Genomic DNA, 18,880 nt, shown 5'->3' with positions numbered 1-18,880 from the left:
CATCAGTTTACGTGCGCTGCCGGACAAGCAACACCAGAAAAAACGGCGCGCCGACCAGGGCAACAAAAATGCCTGCCGGAAGATCTGCTGGCCGGAAGAGCGTTCTGGCCAGCAGATCGGCAGTAACCACCATAACGCCACCGCAGCATGCGGTAACAAACGCCTGGCCGAAAATACCATGGCTTACGATCAGCCGGCCGAGGTGTGGCGCTATAAGGCCAATAAACGCCATGGCGCCCACCATCGAAATCGCGCCGCCGGAAAGTATGACGCAGCCCAGTAAAAGCAGACCCCGCATCACAGGGACCCGCACACCCAGGCCTGTCGCAAGGTCGTCATTCAGCAGAAGCGCGCTCAGATAACGCAGCGAAAACAGCCATAGCAGCAATGCCGCCAGATCGATGGCGAGGAGATGCCGCACTTTTTCCCAGGTCGCTGCGTAAACGCTGCCGCTAAGCCACACCCACGCAGAAAAGGTGGTTGTCAGCGGGCTGAAAACAAGGATAAGGGTAACCATTGCGCCCGCCATTGCCGAGATGCCGATGCCAGTGAGGATAAGTCGAACCGGCGTCAGGCCTCTGCGCCATGAAAGCATGAAGACCAGGCCAACCGCGCAGGTTGCGCCAGCCATCGCTGCCACCGGCATCAGCGCGCTGCCCCAGGAAATACTGAAAAAGGAAAGCCACAGCAGCGCCCCTACGCTTGCGCCGGTCGTTACGCCGAGCGTGTCCGGAGATGCCAGCGGATTACGCACTAACAGCTGCATAACCAGTCCTGCGAGTCCGAGCCCCGCGCCTGACAGCAGCGCAAGCGCCACGCGGGGTAAACGCAGCTCGTGCAGGATGAAGCTTTGTGGGCTGGCGTCAGGTTGTATCAGGAGCCACAGCGTCTGAGGTAACGGAAGGGGGACGTCGCCGGCGCTTAATGCAGCAAGCGTCATCAGCAGCGAAGCCAGCAGGCAGAGCAGCATCAACACCGGCAAGCGCCTGGTGTACTGGCGGGAAAACGGACCGCAGCGTAGAACACGGTTATCAGACATGATGTCCCCTGCGCTGCGCCAGCATTATAAAAAATGGCGCGCCCATCAGAGCCGTCATGACGCCGACGGGCACTTCCTGAGGCAATATTATCACGCGCGCCACAATATCCGCCGCGAGTAACAGTAACGCACCGAGCAATGCGCAGGCTGGCAGCATCAGGCGCAGGTCACTGCCAAACAGCTGGCGGGCGATATGTGGCACTATCAGCCCGACGAAACCGATACTCCCGGCCAGTGCGACGGCGTTTCCCGCCAGTCCCACGACCAGCAGGCTGGCGAGGAGGCGAACCCGGACGATGTTTTGTCCGAGGCCGGTAGCAATTTCCTCACCGGCACTCAGTACATTCATCTGTCTGGCAGACAGGCACGCGACGACTGTCAGCAGCGTTCCGGGAAGCAGCATCGCATAGATATGCGGCAGGTCATTACCCGCCAGGCTCCCGGCCAGCCAGAACAGCATCGTATCGAGCGTCTCCTGATCGACAACGAGGATTGCCTGGGTAATGGCATTACACAGCGCGGTTATCGCCACGCCAGCCAGCACCAGCCGGAGTGGATTGTGTCGTCCATTACCTGCCCGGCTGGCTAACCACACCATTGCGCTGGCAGCACACGCCCCGAAAAATGCCAGTAAAAGTGTCTGCCAGGGGGTGTTCAGGGAAAAAACGCTGCCGGCCAGCACAATTGCCAGCGCCGCGCCCGCATTGACGCCGAACAGCCCAGGCGATGCCACAGGATTGCGGGTCAGCGCCTGCATCAGTCCGCCTGCCACTGCAAGAAAAGCCCCCACACCTATTGCCAGCCAGGTACGGGGCAAACGGGACGTGCGAATGATGGTGTCGGCCGCCCGGGCGCTATCGGTGTGAAAAAAAGCTTCCGCCACCTGCGACAGCGGGTAGAAGCGCACTCCGGCCATGACGCTGAGCAGCATCATCAGCGCCAGAAGGGCACAACAGAACAGAAAGCGTGCTTTCACGTCAGCCCCCGGCTCAGCGCCTGCTCTGTGTCAGTGAGGATCTGATTTGCGCCAATTATGCCACCGGACAGACTCCAGGAAACGCTGTCAACCGGCCATAACTGCCGTGCTTTCACGGCGCGAAGTTGCTGCCAGAGCGGATGCGCGGTCATCACCCGGTACTGACGCAGAATGGCAGGGCTGTCCGCCCGGAGCAGAATGAAAAAGATATCGGCATCCAGAAGCGGAAGATTCTCCATGCTGGAAAAGCGCAACGACGTGCCGCGCGTCTGCGCAGCCTGCTCATTCCAGTCAAAACCGAGTTCGGACATCACCGAGCCGGGAAAGCTTTGCGGAGCGTAGCTACGAATGTGGTCGGGGCGGATTTCAATGACGGACACCCGGGGTCTGGCCTGTGCGCCGAACCGCACCCTGATAAGGGTCTGAAGGGTGGCAATCCGTGAGTCCCATCGCTGAATCAGGTCTCTGGCCTCATTGACCTTTGAAAGTTTTTCTGCGACGACCGTCAGCGTTTTTTTAAATTCATAAACGTCATCCAGCAGCACCACGGGCGCAATCTTTTCCATCAGCGGCGCAACATCCTGATGGCGGAAACGGGAAGCAAAAATAATATCGGGCCTGAGCAGCACTATTTTTTCAAGCGCCGGCTGAGTTTCCAGGCCTAACTGCGGTACGTCATAAAACTGCTTTCGCAGGTAACGATAAACCGGCTTTTCAGCCCAGGATTCAACGATCCCGCAGGGCGTAATGCCCAGTGCCGCCAGGCTGTCAGTGGCGCCCTGAAACAGCGAAACGGCACGCCGCGCGGGCGTTTGTTCAGCCAGCAGGCCGGGGGAAACGCCGTATAGCAGCAGCGCCTGCAGACAGCGACGGCGAACGGGTGAGAATAAAAATTGGCTTTTCATCATCGGGTTAACGCCCCGGTGAGAGGGCGCCCATGTTCAGAAGTCAAGACTGTAGCCGAGCGTGGCCGTGCGACCCCGCCCGGCAAAATAGCGGTCAGGGTCAACGGAGGCGCTCTGCGAGTAATAAGTGATGTATTTTTTATTCAGCAGGTTGGAAATGCCCAGGCTCAGCTGTCCCCGGGGAAGCTTGTAACCCACGGCTGCATCCACCAGTGTGTAACCGGAGAAATCCTTTTCCTCATCGTCGAATTTTTTGCTCATAGCCCAGTTGGCCTGCAGGAAGGTGCTCAGCTCTGCGTTCCAGTTTGCCGACCAGCTGGCGATAATACGGTCCGGCGCGATATTCAGGCCGTCAAGTTTTGCATCTAGGCTGCCGTTTTCATCGCTGTCGTAACGGCCGCGCATGTGCGACCAGGCGAGCGTCAGCTTGTGGTCCGCAGCAGGGCGATAACCCGCGCTGACTTCTACTCCATCGATTTGCGTTTTTTCCCGGCGGGCGACAAATGCATCATCAACCAGTTCCACGCGGCTTCCGAGCTTTGAAGAAGAACGGTAGTAGCTTGCTTCAAAATCGAAGGGCGCCTGCTGAATGCGAAAGCCCGCCTCGCTGTTTTTGGTGACGATCGGTTTCAGCCCATTGTAGTCATCCAGCCTGACGCCGGGGGTGTCTATCCCCCGAAGCACGCGGCCCACGTCCGGCACGGTAAAACCTTCGCTGTAGCTGGCAAATAAGCTGAGCGGCTCCAGTGGCGTCCAGACGATGCCCGCGTTATACAGGGTTTGTTCAAAGGAGGGGGACCCGCCTTCAACGCTGACGCGATCGTTTGCCCAGGTGGTCTGGTAACTGTCAATGTTCAGACGCGCGTATTCGTAGCGTACGCCACCGCTGAGCTTCACTGACTCGATCGGGGCATATTCGAGCTGCAGGAACGGCGAAAGGTCGGTGTAGTTGATTTCGGGTACGTAGGTCCGCCCGGTTGACCATAAATCCTGCTTTGAATTGTCAAAAAGCGTATCGAACCCTACCGTGGCCTTAATGCGGTCGTCCCAGATATCATCTTTAGTCAGGGCAATTTTGGTGCCGTATTTGTCGGTGAAGGCGCGGCTCTGATCGTAGAGTGTGCCGAGTGGAGCAATCGCAGGATCCTGGAAAGAAGAAGAGTTTGTCGCGCCGAAAAGTGCTTCGTAGCGCTGGTAATAGGCGAGCGCGGTGAGCTTCATGCCTGCCAGATTATAGTTATCGTAGGTGGTACCCACCGTCCAGACATCGTTGTGCGGCGCGCTGCCTTCCGGTCTGCCTTTGACTGAGGTGGTCAGTCGGCCGGCATCGCGATCGCCGGTCACGCTGATGTAGTTGTCCTTGTTTTTCAGCTGGTAGCGATTAAGACTCAGCTGTATGCGCTGGTCGTTATCCAGCCAGTAACCGACCTTCGCCAGCATGTCCCATGCACGTGAGTCCATCAAGTCGCCCTGGGTGTTATCCACGCCAATCGCACGGTTATCTGCGTCTTTGAACAGGCCCTGATCTTCATAGCTCAGCGCGAACAGATAATCGACGTATTCCTCGCTGCCGTTAACGCTGTAGTTCGTTTTGTAGGCCAGCGTATCGTGGTCAAATTCAGCCGTAGGCGTCGTGGCTTCGACGCTGAAGTGCTGATTGACGGTGCCAGGCTTTGCGCGCTTTGTGATGATGTTAATGACCCCCCCCGTTGCCCCGAGACCGTTGCTGGCGTTTGCACCCTTGATAACTTCAATACGTTCAATCATGGACGCGTCAATGGTGTGCATTTCCCGCCCGGTAGGGCGCAGAGGATTGGATTGCGGAATGCCATCAATCATTACCAGCGGCATACGGCCACGCAACGTTTCACCGCTACCGGACATTTTCTGTCGCGCAGGGGAAAAAGACGGCAGCAGGTTGCTCAGAATCTGGGAGGTGTCTGACGTCAGCTGCCGCTGCTGGCTAATCTCTTTTTCATCAATCACCCTGATGACCTGAGGAGAATCATTGCGTGAACCTTCGGTACGGGTCGCATCAACAACCAGCTCATCCTCTGCGTTATCCTGCGCACAAAGCGGGGATGTCGCGAGCAGCGTTAACGCAGCACACAGGGTGGAAACTTTCATACAAGTGATCCTCTGCTCTGAAAAAATTTTCATATAGGGTCGGTCAATTTCACTGCGTTATGCGAACAACAATGAGAATGAATATGATAACGGTTATTAATAACAAAGCGTAAGGATAAAGTCAGGAAATGATGCAATTTAATTCTGGATATGAGTGTGAGTGGCACATTTGCGGCGTTAGCTAACGTGCGCCATTCAACTGGCGGAAGTATCGGGAAAGAGCAGGCAATCCGCCCGGTCAGGTTAAAGCGGAACTGGCTTTCAGGACTGATAACGTGATTTTAACCCGAGACCCGGCAGACCAATTAACTGGCCCGGCATCTCGGGTGCGCCGCAGTGTGCGACGCCTGGGTCAACGACATCCCACGGCATGGCATCCTGGGTACAGAAATCGCCAGCGCAGGTCATACTGAAGCGGTTTTCAATAAGCCCCACGGGCACCCATACGTAAGATGTATTGCGCAGAAGATTAGGCACCGTGCTGCCACAACTCAGGCAAAAGTCATTCCGTTATCCCTGCGGCCGCTGTCAGGTAACGATATTTTCCGTGCCGTGAGCCCAGTCAAAGTCGCGGGAGGGCACAATGGTAGTCATATTATGGCCTGTACCGGACTATTTTCTGCAAAGTGAGCAGTGACAGCGATAGTACTTCAGAGGTCTGACGTAAAGTATAAACTCCACTTTACCGCACAGACAGGCGCCGTTTTCCGCATATGCGATTATCCGACGAATGACACGCGTAACATTATCGAATCAGCACTTCGAGACCTCAGCACTATCTGGCGGAACGGATACAGGTATGCCAAAGCAGGCGTCATGCTGGCCGATTTTTACCAGTCAGGCGTGGCGCAGTTTGACATGTTCAGTGAGCAGCAGCGGCGAGCAAACGCTGACGCGTTAATGGCAGCGCTGGACGGCATCAATCGCTCAGGCAATGGAAAGGTCTGGTTCGCAGGTCGGGGAGATCGCGACAGTTCATGGCAGATGAAGCGCGGAATGCTGTCGCCACGCGACACAACGAGAATAAAAGATATTCCAGGAATAAAATAATTTTAGAGTAATTGAGGGGACTCTTTAACAAAGAGTTCGCTATGTGCCAAGAGCGGATATTGCTGAGTCTGCATTCCCTTAATTATGAGGAGCAGTTTAAAGTCAGCAATCTGGATACTGAACTAAAAATGCACGCCTTTAATGAACCATGTGGTTCTGTTAACATGATCCTGTTTACAGGGAGAACCATATGCGAACACTGACTGAAAAGAAACGAAATGACATCCTTAACGCCGCGACGACCGTCTTTCTCGGGCAGGGTTACGAACGCGCCTCCATGGATGCTGTGGCCAGAGCAGCAGAGTGCTCCAAAGCCACGCTCTATAACTATTTTTCCTCCAAGGAAAGTCTTCTTGATGCCGTCGTCAGGGCCTACGGCACCAATTTTCTGACGCGCGCGGCGGACGATATTTACAGTCAGGATAGTCGTCATCTGCCGCTGGCTGACAGACTGCAGCGCTTTGGTGAGGGCATGCTGGGTGCAATGACATCGGACTGGAAGGGGCTCCAGCTTTATCGCATGGTGATCGGCGAGGCCGGACATTCCGGTATCGGTGATATTTTTTATGATTCCGGTGTCCACGAAAGCATGAACGCTCTGGCAGAGCTGATGAAACAGCATATCGAGGCTGGTGACCTTTTTCCCGCCCGCCCTGACCTTAGGGCGAAACAGTTTTCTGCGCTGGTAAAAGCCGAAGCTGATGAACTCTTTTTGCGTTACAAAATGCCGGTTTATACACACGAAGATATCATCGCTATGGTGAAAAGCGCTGTAGAGGTGTTTATATCAGGTGCATCACCACGCTGACCTGACCAGCAAAGACGGATTATTCATCCCGGACAGTTGACTAATCTCAAAGTATATATAAACTGATACGTACAGTTTAATTATTGAGGGGTTAAGTCAATGCTTAATCGTTTCATTTTGGTGGCAGGTCTGACCCTGTGTTCACTTCTGCTAAGCGGCTGCGTTTCTTTATTCTGAGGAGGTGATATGCGTCTTTTTTATAGCCTCATTGCCAGCATGGCCGTACTGATGCTCACAGGGTGTCTTTCTATCGGCAGCCACATCTGAACTTTACCTGCCCGCCTTCAGGCGGGCAATCTCCTGATAACACCTGCGCACGGCTAAAATGATACCTCCGACAGCATGAGCACAATCAGGGTGTTTATGGCCAGAGCCACCATAATTTCGGCAACAATTAGCGTCATTAACGAGTTCCGGTGAACTCGCCAGGCCCCCCTGGTGTATTTTCTCCCATAGTGGGTTTTCAGGCGCCGGATATGAATAATCTCTTTTACATTAATGATGACGTGCCACCACATAATCACGACGGTCACCGCAAGAGCGCCAGATAAAATCAGGATGCTCATGATGCCCCAGTCCATCCACAATCCCCTGCCGTTAATCACTGACAGTTTCTCCATCATTTTATTCTCCTGCATGTTAAGTCTTCACTTAGAGGGTTGTGAAAACGCGCATGCCTGTGACCCGGGCCAGACACTGCGGGGCTTTCACCAGAGGGTGATATCGCTGAGCACAAGCAACAGCAGTACAGAAAACGCATTCACAATGAGGCATTCCGCCGCCAGAAGTATCTGCACCCGTCCTGATGAGGCTCCCCACACCCTGATTGCATAGTATCCGGCCCGGCGCTGCCCGAACCGACGCAGACGGCGTATTTCACGGAGGTTGCCGGCGGTTCTGAGCAGGGCGCATGCCACGGTCAGCAGAATGGCCGCATATGCCAGCCATTGCCCCGGCGACGTATTTTCCAGCCCTCCGGCTATCAGCCAGCCATACATCAGCTGACCTGGGCGTCAAATGCGGTGAAGAGGCCGCCGGCAATAAAAAAAAGCGCCAGAACGACCCGAATAAGCAGTATCTTCATGCTCCTGCACCCGCCGCATACCGCCGAAGAAAATCAGCTGTTCTGCGCCTCACCTCTGTACGGAGTAGCGCCTTATCCTGCTGAAGGCCTGCCATCTTGCTCCGCAGCTCCTCTGCCAGCTTCAGGTAAGCATCAGCCATTTCGCCCGAGGGCCGGCAGCGCAACTCTCCGCGCAGCATTGCCGTATCAATAACGCTCCGCGCATAGTCCGCTGCTGGTGTAACGGCGTCCTGCCCCGGGCTATCAGGGATGCTCCTGGCTTCGCCATATTTTTGCAGCGTCAGCATCGTTCTTATCAGCCTGCGCCGCACCGGCAGGCCGGAATAGCGGAGCGGCAGGCTCGGGATAAAACAGGCGCGCTCAGCACACACTTCCCGCACGGGCTCCGGTATGCCCTCCCTCAGTACCGGCGTAATGGCCAGCCGGAAACGGGACCAGTACGTGATGCCTGACAACGAAACTTCCGGATTGAAATAAAGCATTCCGCACTCCTCAAGTGAAAGTTACTGACACGCACTGAAACATTTTCTTGACAGAGACAGGATAAACCATATTAACTATACCGTACAGTTCATTATATCAAAAAAGTAGCCGGAGAATATTTATGGTTTGCCTCACAAAACAGTTGTCCCGTACGCTTATCCTGACCGTCGTCATTGCCGCTGCGGGATGTTCATCCACGTCACCGGTAAAATATTCCGGCATACAGGCCACATCACGGATGACGCCTAACACGGCTGATGACAGCGACCGGATCCCCTTCCGCTACGCCACCCCGGTTGACTGGAGCAAATATCGCAGCATCACCATCGATCCTGTTGAAATCTATGGCGGCAGCGACGCACAGTTTAATGACCTGTCTGAGCAAGACCGGCGCAATCTGGCAGACTATATGCAGAAGAAGTTTGCCGACGTGCTGCGGGAGAAATTTAGTGTCAACACCAGCGGCGGGAATGCCCCTTCTCTCCGGCTTAAGCTGACGCTGACCGGTGCGGACACGACGCCGCAGGTTGTGGGGACCTTTACAAAGTTCGACCTGGCAGGTGGTCCTTATAATATCGTTCAGTCCATACGCGGCGGGCGCGGACTGATGAGCGGTTACGTAAACTATGCAGTGGAAGTGAAAGATGCTGCGACCGGTGAACTCCTGCTGGCCTACGTGGCGGAACAGTACCCTAATGCGATGAACGTAGGTGCAACGTTTGGCTCAATGAGTGCGGCAGAAACAGGTGTGGACAAAGGCGCAGAGCAGTTACTGGAAAAACTGCGCCAGGACAGACGATAACCAGAACGTGACGGTTTAGGGGCATGGGGCTTTGTCAGTGTAGCTATCGCTGCACTGGCAGGAGATAGTTTCAGGCATCGTTAGTAAAAGCTATTCTCACGCTGAAAAGGGCTGTGCTATGAATTTCCAATGTCCGCCTTTCGCTCGCTATGGACACTGAACAACAACGTCCGCTGTGTGCCAGAAGCGGACATCATAAAATGCGTATCAGTCTTTCCCTGCAGCCCATTATTAGCATTGCCCAGCTTCAGACCGAGAGAAAAATGTCAGACCGATCACTTATTGTCTGCCGCAATACTCTTTCTTATACTGGCAATAAAATTATCCCGCGTGACATCCTCCTTATCTCCGTTCCAGGCGACACCCATTTCCCAGCTTGCTGACTTACCTGTTAGCGGAATAATAGTCCGTTCCGGTGGGGCGATATGAACAACGCTATAGGGGAGAATGGCAACACCCGCACCCGCGATCACCAACGCAACAATAGTTTGTATATCATCAGCCAGCTGGGTGGATGATATAAAAAGGCCGTTATCATGCAGAAAGCGATCAATCTGCATATTTAAACCCTGGCCTCGTTCAGTATGAAGACGTAACAAAGGGGATTTTTTTAGCCAGTCAGCGGCAGACAATGATAATAACGGTGTTGCGGGTGCAATCAGAACCAGCCGATCGGTAAATAATGGCAGGTAATCAAGCGCTATCGGCGGCGGTACCCTGACAAAGCCTACCTGAAGCTCATCTTTTTGCAGAAGTTCGTATTGCAGGAAGGAGGGAAGATCCGTCAATGACATCTCAATTCCCGGATACTCTTTGCGAAATTCAGCAATACAGCGTGGTGCCAGATAAAAGCTTGAAAGGCCAAATCCTACGTCTATATGCCCCTCAATACCGGCTGATACCCGCCCTGCCTGCTGCATAAATAACTGGGTTTGCCTGAGCACTTTTTTAGCCTCTGGCAACAGACGTTTGCCCCCGGCGGTCAGTGTTGCGCCATGACGGCCCCGTGAAAAAATTGACACCTTCACCATCGACTCAAGAAGATTGATCTGCTTGGTCAAAGCGGGTTGTGAAATACAAAGTTCGCGTGCAGCGTCGGCATAATTTCCTTTTTCAGCCAGTATCGAAAAGGCCTGAAGCAATCGGATATTCACTTTTTCATTCCAGAAGGTTATCGAAAATGGAAATATTTTGATTATACAGTTATTGGAAACCGTTATGTAATCCAGTTTCAACAACAACTGGAGAAACATCATGCACGAGCTTAAGTCCTTAAAAGTTGCAACCGTACAGTTTCAGCATCAGGCAAATGACAAAAAATATAATCTTCTGATAATGGAGAAATTTATTGAACAGGCGGCTGTTCAGCAGGTGAAGATCCTCGCGTTTCCGGAAATGTGCATCACCGGCTACTGGCATGTACCAAAACTCACCACCGCGGAGGTTCATGCGCTTGCAGAACCGATTGCAACCAGTACTTCCCTGAAATTAATTCGCACTCTGGCGATAAAACATCAAATGATTATTGGTGCCGGGCTAATTGAGCGAGCTGAAGATGGCCGCCTTTATAATGCATACGTTGCCTGTATGCCGGACGGTTCAATGCAGACGCACCGTAAACTTCATGCCTTTGAGCATCCGGCTATCAGCAGCGGTGACAGGTTTACCGTTTTTGATACTCCCTGGGGAGTAAAGGTAGGGATCCTGATTTGCTGGGACAATAATCTCGTGGAAAACGTGCGTGCTACGGCATTGCTGGGTGCAGATATTCTTCTCGCGCCACATCAGACAGGCGGTACCGATTCCCGCAGCCCTCATGCGATGAAACCCATTCCGCTAACACTCTGGGCGGAGCGGGAAACCCGAAAGGAAGAAATTACTGCTGCATTTAAAGGGGAAAGTGGTCGGGAATGGCTGATGCGCTGGCTCCCTGCCCGTGCGCACGACAACGGGTTATTTCTTATCTTTAGTAACGGTGTCGGCGCAGATGACGACGAGGTCCGCACAGGCAATGCCATGATCCTGGATCCCTATGGCAGGGTCATTAATGAAACCTGGGCTGCTGAAGATGTAATGGTTAGCGCTGAACTGGATTTAAGCCTGCTTGCCATGAGTACCGGGCGTCGCTGGATCCACGGGCGACGTCCTGATCTATACCAGATACTGGCTCAACCACAGGGTTATGAACGTGATGCGATCAACGCACGATTTTCGGATGAGATACCTTAAAAGGAACCCATACAGAATCGCATCTGACTGCGGCGTTTTGTTCCTGGAGCAGGTCAAATGAACATTTTTTGACCTGCTTCAGGTTAAAGAACAGGCGGCCACATTAACAAAATTTTTATCTATTGCAGAACAACTGCGTACTTCCGCTTATCGCTCATATGGGACATCCATAATCAAATCTCCTATCACAATGGAGATTGAACATGACAACGTCCCCCTGGAACAAAAGCCGTATCATTGGCCAGAAACGACCTCTTCAGATATCTCATATTTGGGGAATTCGTATCCGACTTGAGCTCGAAGGCAAAGTAAGCGACTTAGCTCTGTTTAAAATGGCTCTGGACAGTAAGCTTCGCGGCTGTGATTTGGTGAAGCTGAAGGTTTCTGATGTAGCCTATGGGCACTCAGTTTCGGGCAGAGCGACTGTGCTCCAGCAAAAAACGGGGAGTCCTGTTCAGTTTGAACTGACAAAAGGAACCAGGGAGGCAGTAACGGCCTGGATCAAAATGGCTTGCCTGCGATGTGGCGACTATCTATTCCAGTCCCGCGTCAGCTCAGAACGTCACATCTCAACCCGGCAATATAACCCTATTTTTCACGGATGGATTGAGAAGCTCGGTCTCGACGATTCGCTTTACAGCACGCATTCTATGCGCAGAACTAAACCTTATCTAATCTACAAGAAAACAAAAAATCTGAGGATAATCCAGCTACTGTTGGGCCATAAAAAACTCGAAAGCACAGTTCGTTACCCAGGCATTAAAGTCGATGATGCCCTGGAGATATCTGAATCGATTGAAGTCGAACATGTCAGGGCTGCAACAGCAGCCCTGTGCCAGAAGCGGACGTTGTAAGCGAATGATTTGAATACGATCAGGTATATCCATACACAACGAAAGCGTTCAGTTTTTCCGTGCTGAATTTCTTTTCAGGTAATACTCACCTGCAAGGTAACCCGTGACTGCAACAAAGGTTATTGCTCCACCCAACAACATATTATTGGCTGGCAATTCACTGAAGAACACCCAGACCCACATGGGCCCCAATACGATGTCAGCTTGTGCAATCAGGCTGGCCTCTGCAGGGTCAAGATGCCGGCTTCCTGCCATGAACAATAGATAGCTGATACTCTGTGTGGACATCGCAAAAGCAATTAACCATAAGATGTCATGCATACCTGGAACAGGTAGACCCTGTGGCATCATCGCAACGCAGAACGCTCCGCAGAGGGCGCAAGCCAGAGCTGTGACTGCAGGCAGGTTCATTTCCGGCCACTTTCCGGACATGACTATGCTGGCGGCAAACCCGGCAGTCATTATAAGAGCCAAAGCGTTACCTGCCGTATCGCCCGTACCTGATGCGGAGGCAGCCATAACTACAACGCCGACGAGGCTAACTGCTGCGGAGATAAGCGCGCGTTTCGTAATTTCTTTTCTCTGTATCAGCCAGCCCAACCCCATAGCAAAAAAAGGAATTGTGGCATAGACGGTCATCACGCCTGCGACACTGGTGAGTTTCAGTGCCGCTACGTAGCAGAACATAGAAATTGCCATTACGGCAGCAGTTATCAGACCTTTTAAGCCCACATCATTATGGAATGAAAAGCGGCGTAGATACCCGCCCCACGCGAGCAAAAGAATCAGCGACAGGAAAGCAAACAGTGAGCGCCATGCGACCATAGCCCATGTGTTCATATCGATCATTCTCACGAAAAATCCCGCTGAACTCCACAGGATGGCAGAAAGGCACACCATAATCAGCCCCAGAGTGTGCCTGCTCACGGTCTTAATAAGTGGCATCTTTTATCCCTGCCTATGTTAGTCTTATAAAAAAAGTAGAATGGTCTAATTATTATGGCGAAAAGTGACACGCGCAAACGTCTTTTGCAAGCTGGTATACGAGTTTTCATGAGGGAGGGTTACGAAGGCGGGGGGATCACGACGATTCTGAGTGAGGCAGGAATGCCTAAAGGGTCTTTTTATAATCTCTTTCCGAGTAAAGAAGAATTTGCCTGTGCCACGCTTGACGCCTATATCGAGACTTTTGCTCAACTCCGGGCAGATACGTTGCTGGACAGTGCCATGATTCCCCGCATGCGCCTGATGAGCTGGCTTAACGGGCATAGGGAATATATTGAGCGAGAACCTGAAGCAACAGGCTGCCTGGCGGGTATTATTGGACAGACAAGTTCGGTAAACAGTGAAAAAATTCGGCAAAAACTGCTGTCGTTTTTTTCCTGCTGGGAGCGCGATCTGATAAACGTATTTAATGACGCTCAGCATGCTCAGACTTTATCGCCGGTGATGTCGCCGGAAAGCGCGGCAAAGCTGCTCATTCATAGTTATGAAGGAGTCATGGTACGTATACGCATAGAAGGGAGCACAAATCCTTATGACTTTCTGACGCAGACTTTACCAGACATTCTTTTTGCAGAACCCGCCACTGGTTGTGATTTTAAACCATGCTAAGAAGATGATTTAGTCCAAAGCAAAAGAGTCCGCTTCTCGCTCAAAGCGGACGAGCCAAGAGTAACTGGCCTGCCCTATGCTCATAGCAGACTAGACAGCCGCGCAGGCTTTTCCGGCGCATGCAGGTGCAACAGATATGCATATCTCTTTAATCTTTTTTATCAGCAGTCTTAAGTGCCGCTATGCTTTCAGTTCTGCTAAATACAGGAAACCAGCATGAAAAATAACACGTTGCACGCGCTTGCGCTTTTATACGGATTTACAGCTATTTCTTCTGCCAGCGCCAGTGACGGAGTACATGCCGTCCGTGCTGACTCGGCAGAACGGACGGTGAGCAACGGACAAACCCAGCCGCCGGTAAAATTCGCCACCATATGGGCAGACGACGACGGAGCAACGCACGTCGGACACTGCCGTTTTGAAGGCCTCCAGTTTAAGAGCTATGCCCCCCCTTCAGCGCCACAGTGGATTGGCGTTTCCCCCGATGAGGTGGAGAGCATTGCCTACGCAGTGCTTCCCCCGGGCTACGTGGGCAGCTGGCACCATGCACCTGGCCCGCAATGGGTCATTACCCTCTCCGGAAAGTGGTCCGTGGAGACCACGGACGGTACCACGCTGGTTCAGGGACCAGGCGAGGTGCAGTTCAATGCGGACAGCAACTCACGACCCCGCGGTGATGATAAGAGAGTGGGCCACGTGTCGCGAACGATCGGAAGTGAGCCTAACGTGCAGCTGATTATTAAACTTAAGCCAGGTGCGCACACTACCGGTTCCTGTGCAGACTGAGGGGAAAAAGATGTGTTACTGCTTTAATAAAACGCCTTTTTTACTGGCTCTGATGATGACCGGATTTTCTACCGTGGCAGCAGATGTGCCCGGCGTAAAAATCGTTACGGAGATCGCCGCGTTCCACGAGCTGGTAGTCAGTAATGCCCGCCCGGAGCTTATTACCGATAAAGCCGTATGGGCCGAGGGGCCGGTATGCACTCCGGAGGGACTGTTTATTTTCAGCGATGTTAAACAGAACCGGGTCATGAGCTGGTCAGAACAGCAGGGCCTGAAGGTCTGGCTGGAACCTTCCGACTATCAGAACGGCCATTCCGTTGATAATAATGGACGCATTATTGCGGCCTCACATGGCAGGCGTGCGGTTTTGCGTCAGGAACATGATGGCACGTGGACAACGCTGGTTGATTCCTGGCAGGGTAAACGGCTTAACAGTCCCAATGACGTGACAGTGGCACCTGATGGCGCGATATGGTTTAGCGATCCGACGTTTGGCGTGCTGAGTAAAGAAGAAAGTTACGGCGGAAAGCCGGAGCAGACCGGCGAATATGTTTACCGCTACGACCCCTCCTCACGCTCGCTATCACGCGCCGACACGCCTGAGGTGCATTCCCCGAACGGACTGGCATTTTCGCCTGACGGAAAAACGCTCTACGTATCTGATACGCAGCTGGCGCACGACTTCAGCAATAAAAAACTTGCTCACCGGATTGTAGCCTACCGGATCGACGGGACACGCCTGACCACCGGACACGTTTTTGCTGAGGTAACGCCCGGCATACCTGACGGCATAACAACGGACGAGAAGGGAAACGTCTGGAGTAGCAGTAAAGAGGGGGTACAGGTCTTTTCTGAGCAGGGGGAACGTCTCGGGAGAATACTGGTGCCGTCCAGGGACACCGGTAATCTGGCGCTGTGCAGCGGTGCGGACGGCAGAAAGTGGCTGTACGTCACTGCAGCAAATCTGGTGCTGCGCCTGCCGGTCAAGGTCAGTGCAGCTGCAGGAAGTTTGACAGGCAAATAATTTCATCCGGCACACATATACTCTAAGTTTGTGTGCCAGGAAAGCTATGCCGCATACTTACGTAGCAACCTCCATCATGCCTGCCTGTCAGACGACTGGCGACAAATTCTATACTTGAGGAACTCAGCCTCCTTCCGCTTTGTGCCCAGGCTGTGTGAAAACGCTGACCTAAAACTGAAGTGCACGCATCTACGCAAAATCTTGAATCAATCGACAGGTTAGCTGAGCCAAATTTTACGTATGAACGCATTTTTCAGTCCCGTTCTACGCAGATTAAGCGATCAAAACAGTTTTAACACAGCCTGTGCCAGAAGCGGACATACCCATCCATCAAAACTGAGCTTCTATCTTTTGCGCTCTCGCTTTTTTTACTGCAATTAATCCATGAGCGGCCTTCAGGGCTGAGGGGTCTTTTTTATTTCATCGAGATAGTTGTAGACAGTGTACCGCGTTACGCCGAGCACTCTGGCAGCCATTTCCACACCGCCACGCACGATAAACAGCCCTTTTTCCTGCATCAGCCGGACGATCCTGACCTTGTCTTTTTTTGTTGCGCCAACCCGTAACTGCCCGGAAGGCGGAATGCAGGCACGGATAATTTCATCCATTTTTGCCTCAAGTCCGGATTCGCCATTTTCGGCTGCAGTTGCCTGTGACGGCATCAGGCGTGACAGCGCTTCACGGGCTGCGTCCACCTCGCTATAGTCGGCATTAAAACACAGTGACAGGGTGGCCTTTCCGCTCTCGTCCCTGAAGAGTACTGTCGAGCTGCGCAGCGGTTTGCCCTGCGGGCCGACCGTACGGTAGTGAGTAAAGACGGCGGGCTCGGTTTTCTCCGGGGAGGTTTCCTGTGCGAGAAGTCCCGTAAACCCCATATCATTTTCAGGCCCTTCGAGAAGAGAGCAGCCGACCTGCCTGCCGGAAACATGACCATTAACGATCCTGAGTACTGACGCTTCAGGACGTTCCAGATCGTGCAGCACGACTTCCATATGCTGTCCGGTTACAGAAGAAAGGGCCTCCATGACAGCGCTCAGTTCGCTAATAAGGCTATTTTTTGCATTTTTTTCTGACATATGAGAGCTCTGGTCTAAAAATGGGGCGGATTTATAAACAGATTATTGCGACCTTAACATAAGGATCTGACCCAGTCGCTTTTTCAGTTTCTTACTTTTCTTTTCACATAAGCACACCGTAATTAAACGCAATGTTGATAATTCAACGTTTAATTGATGTGTTTTATAGCTCTGCTGCCGTGCAAGCAGGATAAGAAATTAATGAGCGAAGCAATCAGACGTTACAGCAGCATCCTCCCGTTTCCATTTGCCACCGCTACGCCTTGCTGCAAGCCAGTTCGTCATAAACTGGGATCACTGGGTTGCGTTTACATTGCTCTTCGTGCCGGGCACTCGAATGATTTTCGAAGGCATCCGCAAAGAAACAGACGAGCCGGAAGAAGCACCCCGACGCCACGGCTTCTGGTTACTGGTTACCAGGGTAATTGCTACAAGCCTTGATGCGATGGCCGTGGGTGTTGGTCTGGCATTTTTGCAGGCAAATATTGTGGTGACAGCACTGGCAATCGGTGCGGCAACCACCGTGATGGCAGCCAGTGGCATGCTGCTGGGGCTTTTTCTTGGCGCTAAAATTGGGAAATGGGCAGAAATTCCCGGCGGCATGGTGTTAATTAGCATCGGCAGCTCTATCCTCATTGAACATCTGGGCCTGCTCAACTGAGTATATTCATTCAGAACCAGTACGAACTTACCTCCGGCCTTACCGCTATAGAGAATGCCATGAGCCTTTTTCACATTTACAGCTTTCATTGGTGTAAAAATCTTGTTAAGTGTCGTTCTGATTTGCCCTATATCAACCAGCTGTATTATTTCTATCCAGAGAGGATAGTTATCGGTTAACAGATAGAGAAACTACGTCAACCGATGCCAGTCAGTGTCAACTGTTGAGCTGAATAAATAAATCAGAGAACTATATAATTAAGCTCGAGGCTTCCTGGTTTCAGCCATTCAGCCGAAGATCAGATCTCTGAGGACGAATCGGTGAAAGAGCGCTGCCAGGATATGTACGCCTATCAGACAAAAAAGTAGCCATGCCATAAGATCATGCGTTATATCTGCCGGCGCAACCATCCAGCTCACTTCCGTATCAGTTTCAGGTATTAACGCAATCCCCCAGAGACTCCATCCCTTACCACTTCCATACACACGTAACAGAGCAAAAGCAGGAATCGCGAACATGAGGAGATAAAGTATCACATGTGCTGCAAAGCTGGTTCGCCCTGCCCATCCTGGGGAATGCGGAGGCCGGTGTCGGCGATTGGCGAATGCCCAAGCGGCTCGCAGAACAATAAGCACGAAAGTCAGCAGACCAACTGTTCCGTGATCAGGCCCAAATTGCGAGACAAGTATAATGTTTTCTGAGGGACCAAATGCACGCCAGCCCAATACTATAGTGAACTGCCATAGCATAAGGTATGCCATACCCCAGTGCAGTAAACGACTTACGGAACCATAGTAATCCGGCGTGTCTGTCCACAAACTACCGCTTCCAGGAATCCTGACGTTTTTCTTCATACAGCCTCCGATGGATTGAAACTGCTATCTGGTATTGAAGATAAAGCAAGTCATTGCGCAGCGAAAACCAATCCAGGATGATTTTTTCTGGCTTTCAGTCTGAACTTAATCAGGAGTATCGGGGGCATGAAAAATCTTAAAAGCAAAAATAAGGAAGGGGAGTGTATGTGTATGAGTCGTTTTTGATAATTAGTTACCTGATAGTGACTCGACCACCTTCAGGTATCCTCAGGCCTGCATCTAAGAAGACCGTCCACTTCTCGCTCATAGCGGACGAAGCTTAGTGAGTAAGGTCGGTTGGGCGGATTGCGGGTTTTACTGAATTAACGTTGAACGTGAACGGGTTGAAGGGCCGTTACTCAGGACGCGTAGTAGATATTGACGGACTCATTTGAATGCGATACTGTTAGCTCCACAACTCAACCCTAAACGCAGCGATTCAGTTCACTGGCAGTTGGGGTGAAGAAGCCGGCCAGCGAGCCGGTTTTTTCGTATCTGAAAGGAAGCA

20 protein-coding genes and 1 pseudogene are annotated in these 18,880 nt (G+C 52.3%); 9 read left to right on the top strand and 12 right to left on the bottom strand.

Features of this window, described 5'->3' with window-relative positions; all coding sequences use genetic code 11:
• Nucleotides 1-7: 7 nt before the first annotated feature.
• From QSK07_RS21680 to QSK07_RS22975, 5 genes are all read right to left on the bottom strand, one after another.
• Nucleotides 8-1,039 carry a FecCD family ABC transporter permease gene (locus tag QSK07_RS21680; RefSeq protein WP_285723071.1) on the bottom strand — a complete coding sequence of 344 codons (1,032 nt, stop codon included), beginning with the start codon at nucleotides 1,037-1,039 and terminating at the stop codon, nucleotides 8-10.
• Complete coding sequence (locus QSK07_RS21675; protein WP_285723068.1) at nucleotides 1,032-2,015, bottom strand: FecCD family ABC transporter permease; 984 nt, start codon at nucleotides 2,013-2,015, stop codon at nucleotides 1,032-1,034. Before QSK07_RS21675 ends, QSK07_RS21680 begins: the two co-directional genes overlap by 8 nt.
• A complete protein-coding gene (locus QSK07_RS21670) occupies nucleotides 2,012-2,923 on the bottom strand; it encodes an ABC transporter substrate-binding protein (protein WP_285723066.1) in 912 nt (303 codons plus the stop codon). Before QSK07_RS21670 ends, QSK07_RS21675 begins: the two co-directional genes overlap by 4 nt.
• Before the next feature lie 33 nt (nucleotides 2,924-2,956).
• Entirely contained in the window at nucleotides 2,957-5,047 is a 2,091-nt protein-coding gene (locus QSK07_RS21665; protein ID WP_098053240.1) for a TonB-dependent receptor, read from the bottom strand.
• A gap of 612 nt (nucleotides 5,048-5,659) precedes the next feature.
• Entirely contained in the window at nucleotides 5,660-5,740 is an 81-nt protein-coding gene (locus tag QSK07_RS22975; RefSeq protein WP_502921731.1) for a hypothetical protein, read from the bottom strand.
• Nucleotides 5,741-5,758: 18 nt separating this feature from the next.
• Between QSK07_RS22975 and QSK07_RS22900 the strand changes: the two genes are divergently transcribed.
• Together QSK07_RS22900 and QSK07_RS21655 are read left to right on the top strand one after the other, a co-directional pair.
• Entirely contained in the window at nucleotides 5,759-6,097 is a 339-nt protein-coding gene (locus tag QSK07_RS22900; protein ID WP_502921730.1) for a DUF4113 domain-containing protein, read from the top strand.
• Nucleotides 6,098-6,287: 190 nt separating this feature from the next.
• Complete coding sequence (locus tag QSK07_RS21655; protein ID WP_285723060.1) at nucleotides 6,288-6,905, top strand: TetR/AcrR family transcriptional regulator; 618 nt, start codon at nucleotides 6,288-6,290, stop codon at nucleotides 6,903-6,905.
• Nucleotides 6,906-7,225: 320 nt separating this feature from the next.
• Here QSK07_RS21655 and QSK07_RS21650 read toward each other — a convergent pair whose 3' ends face one another.
• The 3 genes from QSK07_RS21650 to QSK07_RS21640 form a co-directional block, all read right to left on the bottom strand.
• Nucleotides 7,226-7,528: a hypothetical protein gene (locus QSK07_RS21650; protein ID WP_285723058.1), complete on the bottom strand. Its 303-nt coding sequence runs from the start codon at nucleotides 7,526-7,528 to the stop codon at nucleotides 7,226-7,228.
• 84 nt (nucleotides 7,529-7,612) lie between these two features.
• On the bottom strand, nucleotides 7,613-7,903 hold the full coding sequence (locus QSK07_RS21645; protein WP_285723056.1) for a hypothetical protein: 291 nt from the start codon (nucleotides 7,901-7,903) through the stop codon (nucleotides 7,613-7,615).
• Between the two features lie 82 nt (nucleotides 7,904-7,985).
• Nucleotides 7,986-8,471, bottom strand: coding sequence for a hypothetical protein (locus QSK07_RS21640; protein ID WP_285723054.1), 486 nt, complete (start codon nucleotides 8,469-8,471; stop codon nucleotides 7,986-7,988).
• 122 nt (nucleotides 8,472-8,593) lie between these two features.
• On the opposite strand from QSK07_RS21640, the gene QSK07_RS21635 reads away from it, so the two are divergent.
• Nucleotides 8,594-9,274 (top strand): DUF3313 domain-containing protein, encoded by a 681-nt coding sequence (locus QSK07_RS21635; protein WP_285723052.1) that lies wholly within the window; start codon nucleotides 8,594-8,596, stop codon nucleotides 9,272-9,274.
• A 275-nt stretch (nucleotides 9,275-9,549) separates the two neighbouring features.
• On the opposite strand, the gene QSK07_RS21630 is transcribed toward QSK07_RS21635, so the two are convergent.
• Entirely contained in the window at nucleotides 9,550-10,428 is an 879-nt protein-coding gene (locus QSK07_RS21630) for a LysR family transcriptional regulator (protein WP_285723096.1), read from the bottom strand.
• A gap of 100 nt (nucleotides 10,429-10,528) precedes the next feature.
• Between QSK07_RS21630 and QSK07_RS21625 the strand changes: the two genes are divergently transcribed.
• Together QSK07_RS21625 and QSK07_RS21620 are read left to right on the top strand one after the other, a co-directional pair.
• Nucleotides 10,529-11,503: a nitrilase family protein gene (locus QSK07_RS21625; RefSeq protein ID WP_285723050.1), complete on the top strand. Its 975-nt coding sequence runs from the start codon at nucleotides 10,529-10,531 to the stop codon at nucleotides 11,501-11,503.
• Between the two features lie 203 nt (nucleotides 11,504-11,706).
• A complete protein-coding gene (locus QSK07_RS21620; protein WP_285723048.1) occupies nucleotides 11,707-12,357 on the top strand; it encodes a tyrosine-type recombinase/integrase in 651 nt (216 codons plus the stop codon).
• 48 nt (nucleotides 12,358-12,405) lie between these two features.
• On the opposite strand, the gene QSK07_RS21615 is transcribed toward QSK07_RS21620, so the two are convergent.
• Complete coding sequence (locus tag QSK07_RS21615) at nucleotides 12,406-13,302, bottom strand: DMT family transporter (protein ID WP_285723046.1); 897 nt, start codon at nucleotides 13,300-13,302, stop codon at nucleotides 12,406-12,408.
• A 54-nt stretch (nucleotides 13,303-13,356) separates the two neighbouring features.
• On the opposite strand from QSK07_RS21615, the gene QSK07_RS21610 reads away from it, so the two are divergent.
• The 3 genes from QSK07_RS21610 (at nucleotide 13,357) to QSK07_RS21600 (ending at nucleotide 15,781) form a co-directional block, all read left to right on the top strand.
• On the top strand, nucleotides 13,357-13,971 hold the full coding sequence (locus QSK07_RS21610) for a TetR/AcrR family transcriptional regulator (RefSeq protein WP_285723044.1): 615 nt from the start codon (nucleotides 13,357-13,359) through the stop codon (nucleotides 13,969-13,971).
• Between the two features lie 216 nt (nucleotides 13,972-14,187).
• A complete protein-coding gene (locus QSK07_RS21605; protein WP_285723042.1) occupies nucleotides 14,188-14,757 on the top strand; it encodes a cupin domain-containing protein in 570 nt (189 codons plus the stop codon).
• Between the two features lie 52 nt (nucleotides 14,758-14,809).
• The gene (locus tag QSK07_RS21600; RefSeq protein WP_285723040.1) at nucleotides 14,810-15,781 is read left to right on the top strand and encodes an SMP-30/gluconolactonase/LRE family protein; all 972 of its coding nucleotides are present in this window, start codon (nucleotides 14,810-14,812) and stop codon (nucleotides 15,779-15,781) included.
• Between the two features lie 395 nt (nucleotides 15,782-16,176).
• Here the strand turns inward: QSK07_RS21600 and QSK07_RS21595 are convergent, their stop codons facing one another.
• On the bottom strand, nucleotides 16,177-16,857 hold the full coding sequence (locus tag QSK07_RS21595; RefSeq protein WP_098053233.1) for a helix-turn-helix transcriptional regulator: 681 nt from the start codon (nucleotides 16,855-16,857) through the stop codon (nucleotides 16,177-16,179).
• A gap of 262 nt (nucleotides 16,858-17,119) precedes the next feature.
• Here QSK07_RS21595 and QSK07_RS21590 point away from each other — a divergent pair.
• A pseudogene (locus QSK07_RS21590) lies at nucleotides 17,120-17,518 on the top strand (manganese efflux pump); the annotation flags it as partial.
• A gap of 287 nt (nucleotides 17,519-17,805) precedes the next feature.
• Here the strand turns inward: QSK07_RS21590 and QSK07_RS22895 are convergent.
• The gene (locus QSK07_RS22895) at nucleotides 17,806-18,372 is read right to left on the bottom strand and encodes a cytochrome b (protein WP_352230979.1); all 567 of its coding nucleotides are present in this window, start codon (nucleotides 18,370-18,372) and stop codon (nucleotides 17,806-17,808) included.
• Between the last annotated feature and the right edge of the window lie 508 nt (nucleotides 18,373-18,880).

The organism is Pantoea sp. QMID4 (assembly GCF_030270445.1).
GTDB classification, from domain to species: Bacteria; Pseudomonadota; Gammaproteobacteria; order Enterobacterales; family Enterobacteriaceae; genus Pantoea; species Pantoea vagans.
The sequence above is the reverse complement of the archived record's forward strand: the minus strand, read 5'-3'. Positions and strand labels throughout refer to the sequence as shown.

Coding starts and splice junctions, on each gene's coding strand:
- QSK07_RS21650 (WP_285723058.1), bottom strand. CDS start 7,528: ATGATGGAGAAACTGTCAGTGATTAACGGCAGGGGATTGTGGATGGAC.
- QSK07_RS21665 (WP_098053240.1), bottom strand. CDS start 5,047: ATGAAAGTTTCCACCCTGTGTGCTGCGTTAACGCTGCTCGCGACATCC.
- QSK07_RS21600 (WP_285723040.1), top strand. CDS start 14,810: ATGATGACCGGATTTTCTACCGTGGCAGCAGATGTGCCCGGCGTAAAA.
- QSK07_RS21605 (WP_285723042.1), top strand. CDS start 14,188: ATGAAAAATAACACGTTGCACGCGCTTGCGCTTTTATACGGATTTACA.
- QSK07_RS21640 (WP_285723054.1), bottom strand. CDS start 8,471: ATGCTTTATTTCAATCCGGAAGTTTCGTTGTCAGGCATCACGTACTGG.
- QSK07_RS21615 (WP_285723046.1), bottom strand. CDS start 13,302: ATGCCACTTATTAAGACCGTGAGCAGGCACACTCTGGGGCTGATTATG.
- QSK07_RS21625 (WP_285723050.1), top strand. CDS start 10,529: ATGCACGAGCTTAAGTCCTTAAAAGTTGCAACCGTACAGTTTCAGCAT.
- QSK07_RS21610 (WP_285723044.1), top strand. CDS start 13,357: ATGGCGAAAAGTGACACGCGCAAACGTCTTTTGCAAGCTGGTATACGA.
- QSK07_RS21645 (WP_285723056.1), bottom strand. CDS start 7,903: ATGTATGGCTGGCTGATAGCCGGAGGGCTGGAAAATACGTCGCCGGGG.
- QSK07_RS21670 (WP_285723066.1), bottom strand. CDS start 2,923: ATGATGAAAAGCCAATTTTTATTCTCACCCGTTCGCCGTCGCTGTCTG.
- QSK07_RS21620 (WP_285723048.1), top strand. CDS start 11,707: ATGACAACGTCCCCCTGGAACAAAAGCCGTATCATTGGCCAGAAACGA.
- QSK07_RS22895 (WP_352230979.1), bottom strand. CDS start 18,372: ATGAAGAAAAACGTCAGGATTCCTGGAAGCGGTAGTTTGTGGACAGAC.
- QSK07_RS21635 (WP_285723052.1), top strand. CDS start 8,594: ATGGTTTGCCTCACAAAACAGTTGTCCCGTACGCTTATCCTGACCGTC.
- QSK07_RS21595 (WP_098053233.1), bottom strand. CDS start 16,857: ATGTCAGAAAAAAATGCAAAAAATAGCCTTATTAGCGAACTGAGCGCT.
- QSK07_RS21680 (WP_285723071.1), bottom strand. CDS start 1,039: ATGTCTGATAACCGTGTTCTACGCTGCGGTCCGTTTTCCCGCCAGTAC.
- QSK07_RS21655 (WP_285723060.1), top strand. CDS start 6,288: ATGCGAACACTGACTGAAAAGAAACGAAATGACATCCTTAACGCCGCG.